Here is an 18,023-nt window from a genome sequence, read left to right as displayed (position 1 = left end):
GCGGCTCGGGTCTTTGCGGGCTAGACCCTGGCGCAGGCGGTGCCGTTGAGGGTGAAGGCGGCCGGGGCCGCGGTGTTGCCGGTGTGGGTGGCCTGGAAACCGAAGCTGGTGCTCGCGTTCGGGGCCAGCGTGCCGTTGTGGGCGACGTTTCTGGCGGTGACCGCACCCGAGGAACCGGTCAGGTTGGCGTTCCAGGAGCCGGTAATGGTCTGGCCGGAAGGCAGCGTGAATCCGAGCGCCCAGCCGTTGAGGGCAGTACTGCCTGTATTGGTCACCGTTACATTTGCGGTAAGGCCGGTGTTCCAAGTGTTGGTCGCATAGGTGACGCGGCAGGCGGAACTGGCGGGCGGCGGCGAGGTTGTTGTCGGCGGGGAAGTGGGGACGCCTCCACCGTTAACCGTGGCCGCGAAATCGGTCACGGCCAGACCGGCGCCGCCGATCCACGGCTCGAATCCGGCTTGAATGCTCGTCAAATACCAAGCGTTGGTGATCGCGCCGCGATTCTGCACGTCGCGGATGAAGTCGAGGACGCTGAACGACCATGACGTGATCGGTGCCGGTGCCACGTACGAAATCACGGCATTGGCGCCGTTGCTCCCCCGCCACACCTCCCAGGACCGGCCGCCGATCGTGGTGGTGCCGACGACCGAGCCGATGGGCTGGATGGAGCCCTGCCGGTTGAACCAGATCATGATTTCCTGCTGGTTGACGCCGTCGGTCCGCGGCGAGGGGTCCAGCCAGATGTCGAACGCGGCGTCGTAGGTGGCGCCCTGCACGTAGTTGAAGCTGACCCGGCTGGTGGCGCTGGAGATGTCGCTGACCCGGATCGGCAGGTTCGTGCCGGGGGAGCACTTGGTGTAGTGGCAGCCGAAATAGACCGCCGGATAGGAGACCGGGGCACCGCTGGTGCTGCCGGTGCCCTGCTGGCTGGTGATGGTGAAACCGCTGCCGGTCACGTTGATGCACTGCTGGGCCGAGGTGCCCCAGCGGTTGTTCATCACGACGTAGCGGCCGCCGATGGTGGTGGTCCCGTATTGCTCGCAGATCTCGGCGTCGGCCGAGGCGGGCCCGGCGACGGCGAACGCCGCCACGCCGGCCGCGGCGAGCAATCCGGCGGCCAGGCAGGCACGGAAGAGGCGTCTCATTTCCACATGCTCCGGGGGAGGGGGACGGGGGTGGGAGCGCTCCCAGCACACGTTACAGGACATTCACAAGCATGAAAAGAGGGGCACCGGAGGAGCGGAATTGCGACATGCGAAGGGGTCAAATTTGCTCTGACAAGGGTCGGGAGACAGAATGAAAGCGTATCGACATTCACGGCGTCGCCGACGTGCGCATAGTCGTGACTCAAATGACATCGCTGTAGGAGCGGGGCACACCATGGCCAAGCAGGTAATAACCCTTCTGACCGACGACCTCGACGGTGGGGAGGCCGACCGCACGGTCGAGTTCGGACTGGACGGTGTGAACTACACGATCGACCTCTCCGAGAAGAACGCCGGCAAGCTGCGCAAGGCGCTCGACCCGTTCCTGAACGCGGCGACCCGGGTCGGCCGCAGTTCGGTCGCGTCGCCGGCGCGCCGGGGCGCCCAGGCCAGCACGGGCCGGGCCAGCCGCGACCAGAACCAGGCGATTCGCGAGTGGGCGAACAAGAACGGCTATGAGGTCTCCGAGCGCGGCCGCATCCCGAGCCACATCGTCGAGGCGTACCACAGCAAGCGCTGAACCGAATCGGCGCCGCCGGGAAACCGGCGGCGCCGCTTTGTTTTGTGGGGGAGGCAAGCGAATGCCGGTCGTCATCGTCACGGGCGCGTCGAGCGGGATCGGGCGCGCCACCGCCCAGCGCCTGGCCCGCAACGGCACCACAGTCGTGCTGGCGGCCCGCCGCGCCGACAAACTGCGGGCGCTGGCCGAGGAGACCGGCGGCCTCGCCGTCCCGACCGACGTCCGCGACCCGGCGGCGATCACCGCCCTGGTCGCCCGGGCCCGCGAACTGACCGGCCGCGTCGACGGCCTGGTGAACAACGCCGGCCTCGGCGGCGCCGCGTCGATCCTCTCGGACGACGAGGTGGTGGTCGGCATGGTCGAGGTGAACCTGATCGCCCCCATCCGCCTGATGCGCGCGGTCATCCCCCTCATGCGCGACCAGGGCACCGGCGCCATCGTCAACATCGGCTCGGTGGCCGGCGAGGTCGGCATGAGCGGCGCCTATTCGGCCACCAAGTTCGCACTGCGGGGCATGACCGATTCCGTACGCCGTGAGCTGGCCGGCACAGGCATCGGCGTCACCCTGGTGGAGCCCGGCTACATAGCCGGCCCCGCCAACAAGAACCGCCCCGGCCTCCCCGGCCCCGAGATCGTCGCCGCCGCCATCGAAAAGGCCCTGAAACACCCCCGCCGCCGGGTGATCGTCCCCGCCAAATACCGGGCCGCCGTCGCCGCGGCCAACGTTTTCCCGTTTCTCGCCGACCGCATGTACGCGGGCAAGGCCGCCGGCAAGAACGAACTGAAAGGCCGCCTCTGAGCCGGCCGCCCCACCTTGCCGGCTCACTCCGCTTCTCCGCTAGCCGCCTGGCCGCCGACTTCGATCGGGTGAGGCGGCAATTCGCCGCCGCCGCCCGCACCGACGACGATCGACGACCCGGTACGGTGCCGCCGGTGGACCACGGCGCGTCTGGTCGCGCTCGACCTCGAAGGAAGCTCGCCGAGCCGGCCCGGCGGGGTGAGGCCGCCTTCGACGAGATCCGCGGTGACCTGCTCGCCCGGCTGGCCGGTGTCTACCTGGTCGGGCACAACATCGGCGTGGACTGGCGGATGCTGCACTGGCATCTGCCGGAACTGTCGGTCGCGGGGCTGATCGACACTCATCGCCTGGCAAAGCCGCCAACGTGACCGGCGCTAGGCCTCGCCGATCTGCTCCCCACCGTCCGCCTCACCGGCGCCGTCACCCACGCTGCGCCCGGCAGCCGGCCGCATCGGGCGCTGGGGGATGCCGCCGGCGCCGCGTTGCTGCTGCCTGAACTGGTCCGACGGCGACCCGGCGCTTCACTACCGGCATCCCGACGGCGCCGGCAGCCTCACCGCCGTTGGGCTCACGGGCCCGGCTGACCGGCACAGGCGGAGACGCTGCTGCGCACCGCGGTCCGCGGCGTCACCCACATCGACACCGCCGCCGTCCCCGGGCCGCGCACCGTTCTCTGCGCGACGGCGATTCGCCGCTGGTAGCGGGGCGGGCGGGGAGAACGATGGGCGCGGACGTCGCCTTCGGCGCGGGAATTGGTGCTCGGGCTGCCATGGTTGCTCTGGGGCCGCGCGGTTCTACGACCCTTCGCCGGGCTGAGAGGATGGTGGGTGTGGATCTGAGTGAGGCGCGGGAATTGGTGCTCGGGCTGCCGCGGCTGCTCGGGAGCGCACGGCGGGTTCGGATCTACGACCAACGGGGGCCGATGGCGCCGCCGCGGAAGCGGCGGGACTGGGGGGAGTCGTCGCTTCTCGCTGATGTCACGTATGTCCCGGCGGTGGCGGCGTTCGCCGAGGCGCTTCGGGTGCGGGCGGACACCGAATTCATGGACTGGATGGAGCATCCGGGGCTCTGGCTCGTGTTCGACGGGGCGGACGGGCGCCCCCTCGTCCGGCTGGGGCTGCTCGGAACCGAGTGGCTGCGATGGGGCTCGCGCGGCGATGTTCAGCTTGCCTCGCCGGACACGTTGCGGTCGGTGCTGTCCGCGTGGGTAGGTCCGGGCGGCGCGCAGTAGAGTTTGCGCGATGCTGCGACGGCGCCTGCTCTATCCGATCGTGGTCGCGCTGTTGCTCGGGCAGATGGCGTTCGCCATGGTGACGACGGCGGTTCAGCAGTCGCCGACCATCGACGAGCCGGTCTATGTGGGTACGGCGGCGGTCTACGCGCAGCAGCACAGCCTGCGCTACAACCCGGAGCATCCGCCGCTGGCCAAGCTGCTCATGGCGGCCGGGATGGCCTTCGAGGACGCGGAGCTCGATCCGGCTTACCGGGGCGATCAGACGATGCTCGGACGGCATCTGCTGTACGAGTCGGGGAACAACCCGTTCCGGCTGATGCTCGCGGCGCGGCTGCCGATCATCGTGCTCACGCTGCTGTTCGGGCTGGTGGTGCTCTTCTTCGCGCGGGACCTGGCCGGGCCGTGGGCGGGGCTGGTGGCGCTGGCCCTCTACAGCTTCTCGCCCGACCTGATCGCCCACGGATCGCTGGCGACGCTCGACGTGCCGGCGGCGGGTCTCGTGCTGACCACGTTCTGGCTGCTCTGGCGGGGGCGCGAGAAGCCCAAGCTCTACCTGCCGCTGGCCGGGGTCGCGCTGGGCGCGGCGCTGGCGACCCGGGCCAGCACGCTTCCGGCGGTGCCGATCGCTTTGCTTCTTGCGCTCTTTCCCCTCCGTACGCCATGGAAAGCTCTGGGCAGGAAGGTTTTGACCGCCGTGGGGGTCGGGGTGATCGCGGTCGCCGTGGTCTGGGCGGTCTACCTGGCCGTGGATCCGCGGCTCCGCTTCACCACGCCGGCCGGGGTGACGAACCCGGGCGGACTGCGCGGGCTCGCGGTGGACCTGCTGCCGTTCCCGAAGGCGTACCGGGACGGGGTGCTGATCCAGTTCAAGTTCGAGTCGCAGACGTTCAACGGGTTCCTGCTCGGCGAGGCGTACCGGGGGTCGCGCTGGTACTACCTGCCGGCCGCGCTGCTGATCAAGACGCCGCTGGGGATGCTCGCGCTGTGGGTCGCCGGGACGGTCGCGCTGCTGGTCAGGAAGTGGGTCGCGGGGCTGTACACGCTGCTGCCGGCCGGGGTGCTGACGCTGGTGGCGATGACGGGGGCGCGGGACTACGGCAGCCGGTACGTCATCTTCCTGCCGATGTTCCTGGCGGTGGTGGCCGGGACGGTGATGCTGATCCGGTGGAAGTGGACGTGGATCCCGGCCGCGGTGCTGGTCGCGGTCGTGGCGGTGAGTTCGTTGCGCACGTTCCCGTACTACCTGCCGTACTCGAACGAGGCTTTCGGCGGTACCGCGAACACCCACAACAACCTGCACGATTCGAACGTCGACTGGGGTCAGGACCTGCCGCGGCTGGCGGCGACGCTGAAGAAGAAGTACCCGGGCGAGAAAGTGTGGCTGGTCTACAAGGGAAGCGGGGTGCCGAGCTACTACGGCATCGACGCGCCGGACCCGCTCGGGGTGCCGCTCGACGAGGTGCACGGGATCGTCGTGGTGTCGGACTCGCGGGTGGCCCTCGCCACCAACCAGCTGAAGCGGCTGATCGACTCGAGCACGGTGATCGATCAGGTCGGCTTCTCAATGACCGTCTACCGCCGCTGAGCCGAGCGTGAGCAGGCCGGTCACCGCCACCACCAGGGCCCGGCCGAGCCGCGAGGCGAAGTCGACCCGCGAACCCGCCAGCCGGGGGTCTCGAACGGCCTCGGCCACCCCGGGGGACGGGTTGGCGAACGGCCACAGGCCGGCCAGGAGCAGGATCGTGTACGAGACGAGCTCGCGGGACGACGGCCCGGTCAGCTCCGGGATCCGCTCCCGCAGCTTGCCGGCCAGCGCCGCCTGGAGCTCGCCGTTCGCCAGTTTGAAGTCGCGGACCGCCTCGGCCGAGATGTTGCGTTCCAGCTCGGTGCCGAGCGAACTCCACAGATCGCAGATCAGCGGCCGCCCGGCCAGGGACCGGGCCAGCGCCTCCACCACCCCGGCCGGCGGGCCGGCGGGCAGCTCGAGCGTGTCGAGCCACTCGCCGACGGCCTGGTTGAGCAGCGCGAAGAACACCGCCTCGCGCGTCTCGAAGTAGCGGACCACGTTGGTCTTGGACAGGCCGACCCGGCGGGCGAGCTCGCGGAGGCTGATCTCGCTCACCGGCATCTCGGCCAGCAGTTGCTCCGCCACCTCGAGGATCGCCCGCCGGCGGGCCTCGCGCTGTTCGGGGCTGCGGGCCCGCTGGAAGTCAGTCATCGCCGGTCACCTTACGCAAAGCTGACCGACTCGCTCACCGCCCGCCACTCGGCGTCCGAGGCGGCGAGCGCGTCGGCCTTGGCCTGGGCGACCGCGACGGCGTCGGCACCGAGCAGCAGGTGCAACGGCGGCTCGGGGTGGTTTGCCACGTCGATCAGGACCTGGGCGATGCGGGCCGGGTCGCCGGGCTGGTTGCCGTTGTGCTCGCTGAAGCGGGCCACGGCCGGCTCGAGGACCGGCTTGTACGCGTCGCTGATGGGCAGCGTGCCCATCGAGTCGCCGGCCCAGTCGGTGCGCATGCCGCCCGGCTCGGCCACGGTGATCCGGATGCCGAACGGCGCGACCTCCCGGGCCAGTACCTCGGAGAAGCCGCCGACGGCCCACTTGGCCGACTGGTAGCCGCCGAGGCCGATGCTGGCGACGCGGCCGCCGACCGAGGAGATCTGGATGATGTGGCCGCCGCCCTGCTGCCGCATGACCGGCAGCGCGGCCCGGGTGACGTTGACGACGCCGAAGAAGTTGGCCTCGATCTGGGCCCGGAAGACGTCCTCGGGCATGTCCTCGATCGCCGCCACGTCGGCGTATCCGGCGTTGTTGACCAGCACGTCGAGCCGGCCGAAGGCGCTGACCGCCTCGGCGACCGCGTGCCGGGCGGCGGCGGGGTCGGTGACGTCGAGCGCGACGGCACGGACCCGGTCGCCGTAGGTCGTGGTGAGGTCTTCCAGTTGTTCCGGGCGGCGGGCGGTGGCCACGACCCGGTCGCCGTGCTCCAGCACGGAGACGGCCAGCTGGCGGCCCAGGCCGCGGGACGTACCGGTGATCAGCCAAACCTTGCTCATTGCGGGCTCCTTAAGAGGCCAGTGGACTTTTGCTACGTCCACCGTAACGGGCCACCGGCCTCTTATATGCCCGTCGTGTCGGGGGTCACTCGAGTCCGAGGATGCCGGCCGCCTCCTCGCGCATCTGGACCTTGCGGACCTTGCCGGTGACGGTCATCGGGAAGCCGTCGACCACGTGCACGTAGCGCGGGATCTTGTAGTGGCTGAGCTTCCCGGCGCAGAACGCCTTCACGTCGTCGGCGGTCAGCGGGGAGGCCCCGGGGCGCAGGACCACCCAGGCCATCAGCTCCTCGCCGTACTTGGGGTCGGGGACGCCGATCACCTGGACGTCGGCGATGTCGGGATGGGCGTAGAGGAACTCCTCGACCTCGCGCGGATAGACGTTCTCGCCGCCGCGGATCACCAGGTCCTTGATCCGGCCGACGATGTTCAGGTAGCCGTCGGCGTCCATGGTCGCCAGGTCGCCGGTGTGCATCCAGCGGGCGGCGTCGATCGCCTCGGCGGTCGCCTCGGGCTGGTTCCAGTAGCCGAGCATCACCGAGTAGCCACGGGTGCACAGCTCGCCCGGCTCGCCGCGGGCCACGGCCAGGCCGGTGGTGGGGTCGACGACCTTCGACTCCAGGTGCGGCATGACGCGGCCGACGGTCTCGGTACGCCGGGCCAGGTTGTCGTCGGGGCGGGTCATGGTGGAGACCGGCGACGTCTCGGTCATGCCGTAACAGATCGCCACCTCGGCCATGTTCATCTCGGCCACGACCCGCCTCATCACCTCGACCGGGCAGGGGGAGCCGGCCATGATGCCCGTACGCAGGGAACTCAGGTCGTACGCGGCGAAGTCGGGCAGGCCCAGTTCCGCGATGAACATGGTGGGCACCCCGTACAGCGAAGTGATCTTCTCTTGCGAGACGGCCCGCAGCGTGGCGGCCGGGTCGAAACCGGGGGCGGGCAGCACGACGCACGCGCCGTGGGAGGTGGCGGCGAGATTGCCCATGACCATGCCGAAGCAGTGGTAGAGCGGCACCGGCAGGCAGACCCGGTCGTGCTCGGTGTAATCGATCAGCTCGCCGACGAAGTAGCCGTTGTTGAGGATGTTGTGATGCGACAGCGTCGCGCCCTTGGGAAATCCGGTCGTTCCGGACGTGTACTGGATGTTGATCGGATCGTCGAACGACAGGTCGGCGACGACCGGACCGCCCTCCTCGTAGATTTCCGGCAAGTCGGAAATGTAGATGACGTCGCGGAACCCGATCTCGCCGATCATCGCGCGATAGTCGCTGGTCTTGAATGAGGCGGCGCTGATCAGCAACCGCATGCCGGACTGTTCGACGACATAGCGCAATTCGTGCGTACGGTAAGCGGGGTTGACATTTACCAGAATTGCCCCGATTTTGGCCGTCGCGTACTGCGTGATCACCCACTCGCCGCAGTTCGGGGCCCAGATGCCGACCCGGTCGCCCTTGGCGATCCCGCGCCGGAGCAGTCCCCGCGCCAACCGATCCACGTCGTCGTTCAGTTCCGCGTACGTCCAGCGGCGCCCGGCCGCCACGTCCACCAGAGCCTCCCGCTCACCGAAGCGGGACACCGTCCGTTCGAGGTTGGCGCCGATCGTCTCGCCGAGCAGGGGCAGATCCGAGGTTCCCGATGCATACGACAGCATTTCCGCAGCATGGACCGGCCGCCACCGCCGGCGCTAGAGTCAGCGCGGAAGTGGCGGCCGGAGCGGGCTCAGTGCTTCTTGATCCAGGCCTGCTGGTGGTTGTTCGTCTTGTTGCTGCACTTGGCGGCGTCGCCGCGGAGCAGCGTGGCCGTGATGACGTCCACATTGACCTGGCAGGTCTGCGCCGCCTGGAGCACCGACACGTTCTGGAACAGGTAGTACTCGTTACCGGAGGCGATGTCGGTCACCGTGATGTCGACGTTGCCGATGTCGATGGTGGCCTGGGCCGGGGCGCTGAAGGCCAGCACCGCGGCGGCGCCGGCGGCCACCGCGAAAGCAGAGCGAATCCGCATGGAGTCCCTTTCTCAACGGCGGGCGTCCTGCCCGCACGGCGGCAATTTGTCCATAAAAAAGGGCTTTGTAGAAGTGGAAACGCCGGGACTGGGAAAGGTCAGACCGCACCGCGACACTTTCGGATTAAGGTCAGCCCGTGAGAATGCAGCGTGCAATTGTCTCGGCCGGCGGAGTCGCGGTCGTGGACGCCGAAGTGCCCACGCCCCGGCCCGGTGAGGTTCAGGTGCGAACGGCGGTGGCCGGGATCTGCGGGTCGGACACGCACGCGCTGCACGGGCTGCATCCGTTCATCGAGCTGCCGTACGCGCCCGGCCACGAGGTCTCCGGCACGATCTCCGCGCTCGGCGACGGCGTCAGCGCGTTCCAGGTGGGGCAGCGGGTCACCGTCGAGCCGTTCCTGCCCTGCTGGGAGTGCAAGCAGTGCCGGGCCGGCCGGCAGAACATCTGCGAGCGGCTGCGGTTCTTCGGCTGCGCCCACGACCAGGGCGGCATGGCCGACTACTTCACCATCGACCAGCGCCGGCTGCACGTCATCCCGGACGAGCTCGACTGGCCGGCGGCGGCGTTCATCGAGCCGCTGAGCACTCCGGTGCACGCGGCCGGGCTGGCCGGCGGCGTGGCCGGAAAGACCGTGGCCATTCTGGGGGCCGGGCCGATCGGGCTTCTCACGCTGCAAACCGCTTGGGCGTACGGGGCCACGCGCGTCGTGATGACCGCGCGTTCCGCCGCCAACCGCGAACGGGCGCTGTCCTTCGGCGCCTCGGCCGCCGTCGACGCGACCGCTGACGACGCCGTCGAGCAGGTCCGGGACGCGCTGGGCGAGAGCGCCGACGTGGTGTTCGACTGCGTCGCCACGCAGAGCTCGATCACCCAGGCGCTGGGCCTGGCGGCCAAGGGTGGCACCGTCGTCGTGGTCGGGGTGCCGCCGGCCGACGTGACCATCCCGCTGCCGCTCGTCCAGGACAGTCAGCTGCGGATCCAGGGCAGCGCCACCTACCTGCCGGACGACTTCACCGAGGCGATCCGGCTGCTGGTCACGGGAGCGGTCGACGTGTCCCGGCTGGTGTCGGCCACGTACCCCCTGTCGCAAGCCGCATCGGCCTTCGACGATGCCGCCTCGGGCCGCCATCTCAAGGTTTTACTGGTCTGAGGTCTGGTGGTTACCGGCGGGTAATGCAAAAGTGGGGCCGTGGCTGATTACGACGTCGTGATCGTGGGCAGCGGCTTCGGCGGCAGCGTGAGCGCGCTGCGCCTGGCCGAGAAGGGCTACCGGGTCGGCGTGCTCGAGGCGGGCCGGCGATTCACCGCGCGGACCCTGCCGAAAAGCTCGTGGGATCTGCGGAACTTCCTGTGGGCGCCGAAGCTCGGCTTCCGCGGCATCCAGCGGATCACCCTGCTCAAAGACATCGTGGTGCTGTCGGCGGCAGGGGTCGGCGGCGGCTCCCTGGTGTACGCCAACACGCTGTACCGCCCGCCGGCCACGTTCTTCGAGGACGCGCGCTGGTCGGGCATCACCGACTGGGCGGCCGAGCTGGCGCCGTACTACGACCAGGCGTCGCGGATGCTGGGCGTGACCGAACAGCCCACCATGACACCGTCCGACGTGGTCATCCGCGACGTGGCGGAGGAGATGGGGGTCGGGCACACGTTCCGCCGTACGCCGGTCGGGGTCTTCTTCGGCGAAGCCGGCAAGAGCGTCCCCGACCCGTTCTTCGGCGGGGCCGGCCCGGCCCGCACCGGCTGCACCCAATGCGGCAACTGCATGATCGGCTGCAAGGTGGGCGCCAAGAACCGCCTCGACGTCAACTACCTCTACCTGGCCGAACAGGCCGGCGTGACAGTGCACCCGCTGACCACGGCGACCTCGCTGCGGCCCTCGGCCGGCGGCTGGACGGTGACCACCTCGCGGGGTACCTTCACCGCGCGCGACGTGATCCTCTCAGCCGGGGCGCTGGGCACGCAGTCGCTGCTGCACGCCATGCGCGACAAGGGAATCCTGCCGAACATCTCACCCCAGCTGGGCACCCTGACCCGGACCAACTCGGAGGCGCTGCTGGGCGCGCAGGCGGGCACGGTGCCGGCCGAGCCGTTCTCGACCGGCGTGGCCATCACATCGTCGTTCCACCCCGACGAGACCACCCACATCGAGCCGGTCCGGTACGGCCCCGGCAGCAACGCGATGGGACTGCTCTCGACCCTGCTGGTCGACGGCGGCGGACGGGTGCCCCGCCCGCTGCGCTTCCTGGCCGAGGCGCTGCGCCACCCGTACCTGCTGATGCGGTCGCTGTCGGTGCGCCGCTGGAGCGAACGGACCATCATCGCGCTGGTCATGCAGACGGCGGACAATTCGCTGACCGTACGCCGGACGAAAAGCGGCCGCCTCACGACCGGCCCCGGACACGGCGCCCCCAACCCGGCCTGGATCCCGGTCGGCCACGAGGCGGTACGCCGGATAGCCGCCCGGATCGGCGGCTTCCCGGGCGGCACGGTCGGCGACATCTTCAACATCCCGATGACCGCCCACATCCTCGGCGGCGCCACCATCGGCGCCGACCCGTCCGCGGGCGTGGTCGACGCCTACCACCGGGTCTTCGGCTACCCCGGCCTGCACATCATCGACGGCTCGGCGGTGCCGGCCAACCTGGGCGTGAACCCGTCCCTGACCATCACCGCGATGGCCGAGCGGGCCATCGCCCTGTGGCCCAACAAGGGCGAACCCGACCAGCGCCCGGCCGAGGGCTACGCCCGCCTGGCCCCGATCGCACCGCACACACCGGCCGTCCCGGCCCACGCCCCGGCCGCACTGAGGCTGCTCGGCTGACGTAGCGCCAGCCCTGCTCGATGCCACCATCGAGACGACAAACGCCCACCGCGACGCCGCCGGCGACGTCGCCGCCGCCGGCGTTTCGATCCGTGCCGTCCAGCCCGGCGGGACCATGCGGTCAAGGCCGCGGTCGCGGTGCAACGGGTGGGATCAGCCGGTGAACTCGCCGGGTGGGGTGGTGTCGGGGGTGGGGCGCTTGGTGAGTTCGGCGGCCCGTAGTTCCACTCGGCGGATCTTGCCGGAGATGGTTTTCGGGAGGTCGGTGAACTCGAGGCGGCGGATGCGGGCGTACGGCGGCATGTGCTCACGGGCGTACTGGAAAATCGCCTCTGCCGTCTTCTCGTCGGCGGGCCAGCTCTCGGCCAGCACGATGTACGCCTTGGGGACCGCCAGGCGCACCGGGTCGGGGGACGGGACCACGGCCGCCTCGACCACGGCCTCGTGCTCGATGAGGATGCTCTCCAACTCGAACGGGGAGATCCGGTAGTCCGACGCCTTGAAGACGTCGTCGGTGCGTCCCACGTACGTGATGTAGCCGTCCTCGTCGCGGGAGGCCACGTCGCCGGTGTGGTAGTAGCCGCCGGCCATGCGGTCGGCGGTCAGTTCGGCGTCGCCGTGGTAGCCGACCATCAGGCCGGCCGGGCGCGGGTCCAGGGCCACGCAGATCTCGCCCTCGGTGGCCGGCTCGCCCGTGTTCGGGTCGATCAGCTCGATGCGGTATCCGGGGACCGGGCGGCCCATCGACCCCGGCTTGACCGGCTGGCCGGGGGTGTTGGCGATCTGCACCGTCGTCTCGGTCTGGCCGAAACCGTCGCGGATCGTCACGCCCCAGGCCTTGTTCACCTGGTCGATCACTTCCGGATTGAGCGGCTCACCGGCGCCCACCACCAGGCGGGGTGGGGTGGTCAGGGCGCTCAGGTCGGACTGGATGAGCATCCGCCAGACGGTCGGCGGGGCGCAGAAGCTGGTGACGCCGCAGCGCTGCATCTCGGCCATCAGGCGGCCGGCGTCGAAGCGCGTGTAGTTGTAGATGAAGACGCAGGCCTGGGCGTTCCACGGGGCGAAGACGTTGCTCCACGCGTGTTTCGCCCAGCCCGGCGACGAGATGTTCAGGTGCACGTCGCCCGGTTGCAGGCCGATCCAGTACATGGTCGAGAGATGCCCGGCCGGGTACGAGGCGTGGGTGTGCTCGACCAGTTTCGGGTTGGCCGTCGTGCCCGACGTGAAGTAGAGCAGCAGCGTGTCGTCGGCCCGGGTCACGCCGTCCGGCTCGAAACCCGCGCCGGAGGAGTAGGCCGAGCGGAAGTCGAGCCAGCCGTCGACGGCCGGGCCGACCGCGATGCGCGTGATTCCGGGATCGACCGCGGCGAACTTCTCGGCCGCGGGCGAGCCGGCGATCACGTGCTTGGCCCCGCCGCGGGCCACCCGGCCGGCGGCGTCGGCCGGGCCCAGCAGCGGCGTGGCCGGGATCAGCACGGCGCCCAGCTTCATCACGGCCAGGATGGTGTCCCACAACTCGACCTGGTTGCCCAGCATCAGCACGATGCGGTCCCCACGGCGTACACCCTGAAGCCGCAACCACGACGCGACCTGATCCGACCGCCGGGACATCTCGGCGAAGGAGAACCGCTGCTCGGAGCCGTCCTCCTCGACGATCCACAGCGCCGGCGCGTCGTTGCCGGCCGCGATCACGTCGAACCAGTCGAGCGCCCAGTTGAACTCGCCGAGCTCGGGCCAGCGGAAACCGGCCAGGGCGCCCTCGTAGTCGGTGGCATGGGCGAGCAGGAAATCCCGAGCCTGGCGGAACGAATCTGCTGTCATTCGGCCGAGTCTGCCCCCGATGGGCTCAGATGTTAATCGTGCGGGTGGCCGTGAAGCCGCGTTCAAGATCACCCGTGACGCAGGCCATCGCCAGCGCGTGCGGATTCGTGCCGGCCGGGTCGGCCCCGGTCAGGCGGTCGCGGCTGCCCTCGTACCCCTTGGTGGTGTAGACCTGCTGGCAGACGTCGCCGGGCAGGGAGATCTGACCGCGTACGCCAAGCTCGGCCTCGAAGTGCAGATGCGGCCACTCGTCGCGGTAGGCGCCGGGGAAGACGCTGGTGAAGGTGACCCAGCCGGTGCCGTCGGTGGTCTGGAGCCCGCGCAGGTAGTTCTGCCCGGCCAGGCCCGGCGAGTAGAGCGAGTACGCGCCGTCCCGGTCGCCGTGCCAGAGATAGACACCGTGCCCGCTCAGCGGCCGCCCGGAGGTGGCGCTGGTCAGCCGCAGCCGAATGGTCAGCGGGACGCCCTTGGCGACGCCGGTCGCCGTGCCGAAACCCCAGCGCAGGTCACTGCGCACGATGCCCGAGCGGCTGAGGGCGTCGCCCCCGGGCGTGGCCAGCGCCGCCACCGTGACCCCGGTGACCAGGCCCAGCATGCGGCGCCGCCGCAGCGTGGGGAAGTCGAGCGCGAGGCCGCCGTCGTGCTGCCTGGTCTGCGTCTGCACGGTCATGCCTTCATTGGGCCGGGCCCCGGTTGCCAATCGGGTTTCCCGGCGGGTGCGAGTCGGTTACTGTCCGTTCCATGGGCGGTGATCGATCTTTGAGCCCGGAGGTCGTCTACGACGACGAGGAGCTGCCCGCCCGCCGGCTGGCCGGGCGCGTCGGGCTCGCCGTCTCGATCGTCGCGTTCGCCGTGGCCGTGCTCGTGCTCGTGCAGGTGTTCCGGCCGCTCGCCCGGGGCAGCCAGTACTACCTGATCATCTTCCTGGCCGGGACGCTGCCGCTGGTCTTCCTGGCGTACAAGTTCCGCCTTTCCTCCCGAGAACGCCCGACAACACCGGACTGGATTCTTTCCGGTACGGCGGTGCTCGTCGGCCTCTACCCCTTGAACCCCTTCACCGGCGGGTACGACGCGTTCCTCGACCGCCAGGGCCTGCTCGACCCGATCGACGTGGTCTTCGGCGCGATCATGCTGGTGCTGGTGGTCGAGGCGTGCCGCCGGACCACCGGCTGGGCGCTGCCCGTCGTCTGTCTCGCTTTCCTGGGGTACGCGTATTACGGCGGTCTCCTGCCGCAGAGCTGGCCCATCGCCCACGCCGGTCTCGACTTCGCGCAGATCGTGGACGCGCTCTACAACTCGGGCAGCGGTTTCTACGGCACCCCGCTCGACGTCGCGGCCACGTACATCGTGCTCTTCACCATCTACGGCGCCGTCCTCGACCTCAGCGGCGCCAGCCGGTTCTTCGTCGACCTGTCGGTGGCCGCGTTCCGCCGCTCGCGCAGCGCCGCCGGCCGCACCGCGGTGGCCGCCGGCTTCCTGCTCGGCACGGTCTCCGGCTCCGGCACGGCCACAGCGGTCAGCGTCGGCGCGGTCACCTGGCCGATGCTGCGCCGCGCCGGCTACCCGGCCGAACAGGCGGGCGGCATGCTGGCCGCGGCCGGCGTCGGCGCCATCCTGTCACCACCCACGCTCGGCGCGGCCGCATTCATCGTCGCCGAATACCTCGACGTCTCCTACCTGACCGTCCTGGGCTGGGCGACGATCCCCACGATCCTCTACTACCTGGGCATCCTGCTGGCCGTCGAGATCGACGTCCGTCGCTTCCGGGTACGGTCGCTGGACACCCCGCCGGTCAGCACGCTCCGGCTGCTGGCCCGGTTCGGCTACCACTTCTCGTCGCTGGTGCTCATCGTCGTCCTGCTGGCCCTGGGGGAGAGCGCCACCCGCGCGGTCGTCTACGCGACGCTGCTGGCGTTCCTGCTCTCGTTCCTCGACCGGAGCTCCCGGCTGACCCCGGGGCGGGTCTTCGAGGCGCTGAGCGCCGGCGTCCGCGGCGTCCTGCCGGTGGTGGCGGTCTGCGCGGCCGCGGGCATCATCACCGCGACCACCACGAAAACCGGACTGGGCGCCCAGCTCGCCTCGCTGCTGGTCCGAGGCGCGCAGGCCCTGTTCACCGACCCGACAGCGGTGCTGGCCACGACGGTGGTGCTGGCGGCGGTGGCACTGGCCCTGCTCGGCCTGGCCGTACCGGTCACGGCCAGCTTCATCATCGGCTGGGTCATCATCGGCCCGGCGCTGCTGGCCCTGGGCGTACCGGCCCCCGCGGCGGCGATGTTCGTCTTCTACTACTCGGTGCTGTCGGAGGTAACACCCCCGACGGCCTTGGCCGCGGTGGGCGCCAGCGCCATCACCGGCGGCCGAACCATCCCGACGATGTGGCAGACGCTGAAGTACGCGCTGCCGGCGTTCCTGGCCCCGATAGCGTTCGTGCTGACCCCCGCCGGCTCCTACCTGCTGGCCCGAGGCTCAGCCCTGGAGGTCACCTGGGCCACAGCGGTCGCCATGCTGGCGGTGGCCGCCCTCGCGGTGGCAACCGGCGGCTGGATCCTCGGCCTGGGCCGAGCCGGAACAGCTCCCCGGGTCCTGGCCGCCCTGTCCGGCTTGTTCCTGCTCTACCTGTCCCCGACAGCCATAACGGCCGGCATCGCGCTGTTCGCCGCGGCCATCATCTGGACCTTCGCCCAGCGCCGCCGCTCCTCACCCACCGCCGACCCTTCTCCCGCCCCCTCCGCCGACCCTCGCGCCGATTCTTCCTCCGGGTCGTCGTCCGAGCCTCGCACCGAGCCCTCCTCCGAGCCCCGCGTCCAGCCCCGCTCCGAGTCATCGGTCGTGTCCTCCGTTGAGCCGTCTGCCGAGCCGTCTGCCGAGCCCCTCTCGGGGCCTTTCGGTGAACCCGCCGGGGAGCCTGCTTCCGAGGCTTCGGTCGCGACGCCGACTTCGCCGAGTGGCCGCCCCGTCCAGCCGTCCACGTCCTCCTCACCCGCCCGGCCGTCTGCGGGACACCCCGCGCCGGCGGGGCCGTCTGCGGCGCATCCCACGCCGGCGGGGCCGGCCGATGCCGCTCCCGGCGAGACCGGCAGCCCGCCCTCCGCTCCGCTCCCTTCTCCGCCCTCCTCCTCTTCCAACGAACGGGGTTGACATGAAGCGAAATATCGGATTTGTCCGAGCGATGACCCGCCGGGCGGCGGGGTTCAGAGCCTGGGCTTTGCCCTCCCGCGGCGTCCGGTCGGCGGCATGGCCGGTTCCCGGCGCCTGGTCGGCTGGCCAGCCTGTCCGCGTTGGGTTGGTGGCCGAGCCTGTCCGCGTTGGGTTGGCGGCCGAGCCTGTCTGCGTTGGGTTGGTGGCCGAGCCTGTCCGCGTTGGGTTGGCGGCCGAGCCTGTCTGCGTTGGGTTGGTGGCCGAGTCCGTCCGCGTTGGGTCGGCGGCCCAGCCATTCCGCGTTCAGTCGGCGGCTTTGGCCGGACATGGCGGTCGTTCTGTGGGCCTGGCCGGTCGTGGCGGTCGGTCTGTGGGGCTAGGCGGTCGTGGCGGTCGGTCGGTGGGTGTGCCTGTGATGCTGGCGGCGACGCTCGTGGTGGGTGTTGCCGGGTGTGGTGGGCGGCAGGACGCCGCCACGACCGATGCCGGTGGGGAAGTTACGTGCACTGTGGACAAGGAGACTCGGGTCGGCATTGCCACCGGGAACGCGACCGGTGTCTACTTCGCCCTGGGCAATGCTTACGCCGAGCAGATCAATGCCGGTGGGGGGAAGCTCAAAGCCACCGCCTCCGAGACCGGCGCCTCCGTGCAGAACATTCAGCAGGTTGTCGCCGGGCAGTATGCCGTTGCCTTTTCGCTGGCCGACACCGCCGCCGATGCCGTCGACGGGAGTGGGAGTTTCGACAGCCGGCAACCTGTGGCCGCGCTGGCCCGGATCCATACGAACTACACGCAGGTGATCGTTCGTAAGGCGGCCGGCATCAAGGATGTCGCCGGCATGAAGGGTAAGCGGGTCTCCACCGGGTCGCCCAAGTCCGGTACCGAGGTCATCGCCAACCGGATGCTCACCGCGGCCGGGCTCGACCCCGCCCAGGATGTCAGCGCGCAGAAGCTCGACCTCACCAAGACCGTCGACGGGATGAAGGACGGCTCGATCGACGCCCTGTTCTGGTCGGGTGGTCTGCCCACGCCCGGCATCACCGACCTGCTCACCACGTCGGCCGGGCAGGTCGAGTTCCTTGACGTCACGCCTCTGCTGCCGGCCCTTCAGAAGATCAATCCGGTGTACGAGGCCGGCGCCATCCCGGCCGCGACCTACAAGCTCGCCGCCGACACGCCGACCGTTGTCGTGCCCAACCTTCTTCTCGTACGCGATGACCTCGACCCGAATGTGGCCTGCGTGCTCACCAAGACCCTGTTCGAACGGCAGCCGCAGCTCGTCCAAGCCAACGCCGCCGCCAAGGAGATCTCGCTCGGCCAGGCCCGCAGGACCGATCCGGTTCCGCTGCACCGTGGGGCCGTGAAAGGGCTCGACGATCTGAACGCCCCCAAGTAACCGGGTTGCCGTTCCGGC

The 18,023-nt window shown here is 70.1% G+C and carries 16 protein-coding genes; 9 read left to right on the top strand and 7 right to left on the bottom strand.

The genetic code is table 11. The features are described 5' to 3' along the window. Positions 1-20: 20 nt before the first annotated feature. Positions 21-1,145, bottom strand: a complete 1,125-nt coding sequence (locus AB0C26_RS04275; protein WP_360241261.1) for a cellulose binding domain-containing protein — start codon at positions 1,143-1,145, stop codon at positions 21-23. Positions 1,146-1,380: 235 nt separating this feature from the next. Between AB0C26_RS04275 and AB0C26_RS04270 the strand changes: the two genes are divergently transcribed. From AB0C26_RS04270 to AB0C26_RS04250, 5 genes are all read left to right on the top strand, one after another. Further along, the gene (locus tag AB0C26_RS04270; RefSeq protein WP_360241258.1) at positions 1,381-1,725 is read left to right on the top strand and encodes an Lsr2 family protein; all 345 of its coding nucleotides are present in this window, start codon (positions 1,381-1,383) and stop codon (positions 1,723-1,725) included. Positions 1,726-1,786: 61 nt separating this feature from the next. Next, entirely contained in the window at positions 1,787-2,524 is a 738-nt protein-coding gene (locus AB0C26_RS04265) for an SDR family NAD(P)-dependent oxidoreductase (protein ID WP_360241255.1), read from the top strand. A 68-nt stretch (positions 2,525-2,592) separates the two neighbouring features. Next, positions 2,593-2,892, top strand: coding sequence for a hypothetical protein (locus AB0C26_RS04260; protein ID WP_360241252.1), 300 nt, complete (start codon positions 2,593-2,595; stop codon positions 2,890-2,892). Positions 2,893-3,353: 461 nt separating this feature from the next. Beyond that, positions 3,354-3,755 carry a hypothetical protein gene (locus AB0C26_RS04255; protein WP_360241249.1) on the top strand — a complete coding sequence of 134 codons (402 nt, stop codon included), beginning with the start codon at positions 3,354-3,356 and terminating at the stop codon, positions 3,753-3,755. A 10-nt stretch (positions 3,756-3,765) separates the two neighbouring features. Then, positions 3,766-5,343 (top strand): glycosyltransferase family 39 protein, encoded by a 1,578-nt coding sequence (locus AB0C26_RS04250; RefSeq protein WP_360241246.1) that lies wholly within the window; start codon positions 3,766-3,768, stop codon positions 5,341-5,343. On the opposite strand, the gene AB0C26_RS04245 is transcribed toward AB0C26_RS04250, so the two are convergent. The 4 genes from AB0C26_RS04245 to AB0C26_RS04230 form a co-directional block, all read right to left on the bottom strand. Then, on the bottom strand, positions 5,320-5,976 hold the full coding sequence (locus tag AB0C26_RS04245) for a TetR family transcriptional regulator (RefSeq protein ID WP_360241243.1): 657 nt from the start codon (positions 5,974-5,976) through the stop codon (positions 5,320-5,322). The two genes, AB0C26_RS04250 and AB0C26_RS04245, sit on opposite strands and share 24 nt — an antisense overlap. An 11-nt stretch (positions 5,977-5,987) precedes the next feature. After that, positions 5,988-6,815 (bottom strand): oxidoreductase, encoded by an 828-nt coding sequence (locus AB0C26_RS04240; RefSeq protein WP_360241240.1) that lies wholly within the window; start codon positions 6,813-6,815, stop codon positions 5,988-5,990. 85 nt (positions 6,816-6,900) lie between these two features. Continuing rightward, the gene (locus tag AB0C26_RS04235) at positions 6,901-8,472 is read right to left on the bottom strand and encodes an AMP-binding protein (protein ID WP_360241237.1); all 1,572 of its coding nucleotides are present in this window, start codon (positions 8,470-8,472) and stop codon (positions 6,901-6,903) included. A gap of 68 nt (positions 8,473-8,540) precedes the next feature. Then, a complete protein-coding gene (locus AB0C26_RS04230) occupies positions 8,541-8,825 on the bottom strand; it encodes a hypothetical protein (protein WP_360241234.1) in 285 nt (94 codons plus the stop codon). 143 nt (positions 8,826-8,968) lie between these two features. Between AB0C26_RS04230 and AB0C26_RS04225 the strand changes: the two genes are divergently transcribed. Together AB0C26_RS04225 and AB0C26_RS04220 are read left to right on the top strand one after the other, a co-directional pair. Beyond that, on the top strand, positions 8,969-9,976 hold the full coding sequence (locus tag AB0C26_RS04225; RefSeq protein WP_360243515.1) for a zinc-binding dehydrogenase: 1,008 nt from the start codon (positions 8,969-8,971) through the stop codon (positions 9,974-9,976). 39 nt (positions 9,977-10,015) lie between these two features. Then, positions 10,016-11,647: a GMC family oxidoreductase gene (locus AB0C26_RS04220; RefSeq protein ID WP_360241231.1), complete on the top strand. Its 1,632-nt coding sequence runs from the start codon at positions 10,016-10,018 to the stop codon at positions 11,645-11,647. Positions 11,648-11,800: 153 nt separating this feature from the next. Here AB0C26_RS04220 and AB0C26_RS04215 read toward each other — a convergent pair whose 3' ends face one another. Together AB0C26_RS04215 and AB0C26_RS04210 are read right to left on the bottom strand one after the other, a co-directional pair. Then, on the bottom strand, positions 11,801-13,471 hold the full coding sequence (locus AB0C26_RS04215; protein ID WP_360241228.1) for an AMP-binding protein: 1,671 nt from the start codon (positions 13,469-13,471) through the stop codon (positions 11,801-11,803). A gap of 25 nt (positions 13,472-13,496) precedes the next feature. Then, positions 13,497-14,141, bottom strand: a complete 645-nt coding sequence (locus tag AB0C26_RS04210) for an intradiol ring-cleavage dioxygenase (protein WP_360241225.1) — start codon at positions 14,139-14,141, stop codon at positions 13,497-13,499. Between the two features lie 71 nt (positions 14,142-14,212). Between AB0C26_RS04210 and AB0C26_RS04205 the strand changes: the two genes are divergently transcribed. Both AB0C26_RS04205 and AB0C26_RS04200 read left to right on the top strand, forming a co-directional pair. Further along, positions 14,213-16,609 carry a TRAP transporter fused permease subunit gene (locus AB0C26_RS04205; RefSeq protein ID WP_360241222.1) on the top strand — a complete coding sequence of 799 codons (2,397 nt, stop codon included), beginning with the start codon at positions 14,213-14,215 and terminating at the stop codon, positions 16,607-16,609. A 400-nt stretch (positions 16,610-17,009) separates the two neighbouring features. Continuing rightward, positions 17,010-18,005 carry a TAXI family TRAP transporter solute-binding subunit gene (locus AB0C26_RS04200; RefSeq protein WP_360241219.1) on the top strand — a complete coding sequence of 332 codons (996 nt, stop codon included), beginning with the start codon at positions 17,010-17,012 and terminating at the stop codon, positions 18,003-18,005. Positions 18,006-18,023: the final 18 nt, after the last annotated feature.

The organism is Actinoplanes sp. NPDC048796 (assembly GCF_040650035.1).
Classification (GTDB): Bacteria; Actinomycetota; Actinomycetes; order Mycobacteriales; family Micromonosporaceae; genus Actinoplanes.
This window is presented reverse-complemented; position numbering and strand designations above follow the sequence as displayed.

What these genes read in the sequence shown, in the direction of transcription:
- AB0C26_RS04275 (WP_360241261.1), bottom strand. Translation starts at nt 1,145, where the DNA reads ATGAGACGCCTCTTCCGTGCCTGCCTGGCCGCCGGATTGCTCGCCGCG.
- AB0C26_RS04270 (WP_360241258.1), top strand. Translation starts at nt 1,381, where the DNA reads ATGGCCAAGCAGGTAATAACCCTTCTGACCGACGACCTCGACGGTGGG.
- AB0C26_RS04265 (WP_360241255.1), top strand. Translation starts at nt 1,787, where the DNA reads ATGCCGGTCGTCATCGTCACGGGCGCGTCGAGCGGGATCGGGCGCGCC.
- AB0C26_RS04250 (WP_360241246.1), top strand. Translation starts at nt 3,766, where the DNA reads ATGCTGCGACGGCGCCTGCTCTATCCGATCGTGGTCGCGCTGTTGCTC.
- AB0C26_RS04245 (WP_360241243.1), bottom strand. Translation starts at nt 5,976, where the DNA reads ATGACTGACTTCCAGCGGGCCCGCAGCCCCGAACAGCGCGAGGCCCGC.
- AB0C26_RS04240 (WP_360241240.1), bottom strand. Translation starts at nt 6,815, where the DNA reads ATGAGCAAGGTTTGGCTGATCACCGGTACGTCCCGCGGCCTGGGCCGC.
- AB0C26_RS04235 (WP_360241237.1), bottom strand. Translation starts at nt 8,472, where the DNA reads ATGCTGTCGTATGCATCGGGAACCTCGGATCTGCCCCTGCTCGGCGAG.
- AB0C26_RS04230 (WP_360241234.1), bottom strand. Translation starts at nt 8,825, where the DNA reads ATGCGGATTCGCTCTGCTTTCGCGGTGGCCGCCGGCGCCGCCGCGGTG.
- AB0C26_RS04225 (WP_360243515.1), top strand. Translation starts at nt 8,969, where the DNA reads ATGCAGCGTGCAATTGTCTCGGCCGGCGGAGTCGCGGTCGTGGACGCC.
- AB0C26_RS04215 (WP_360241228.1), bottom strand. Translation starts at nt 13,471, where the DNA reads ATGACAGCAGATTCGTTCCGCCAGGCTCGGGATTTCCTGCTCGCCCAT.
- AB0C26_RS04210 (WP_360241225.1), bottom strand. Translation starts at nt 14,141, where the DNA reads ATGACCGTGCAGACGCAGACCAGGCAGCACGACGGCGGCCTCGCGCTC.
- AB0C26_RS04205 (WP_360241222.1), top strand. Translation starts at nt 14,213, where the DNA reads ATGGGCGGTGATCGATCTTTGAGCCCGGAGGTCGTCTACGACGACGAG.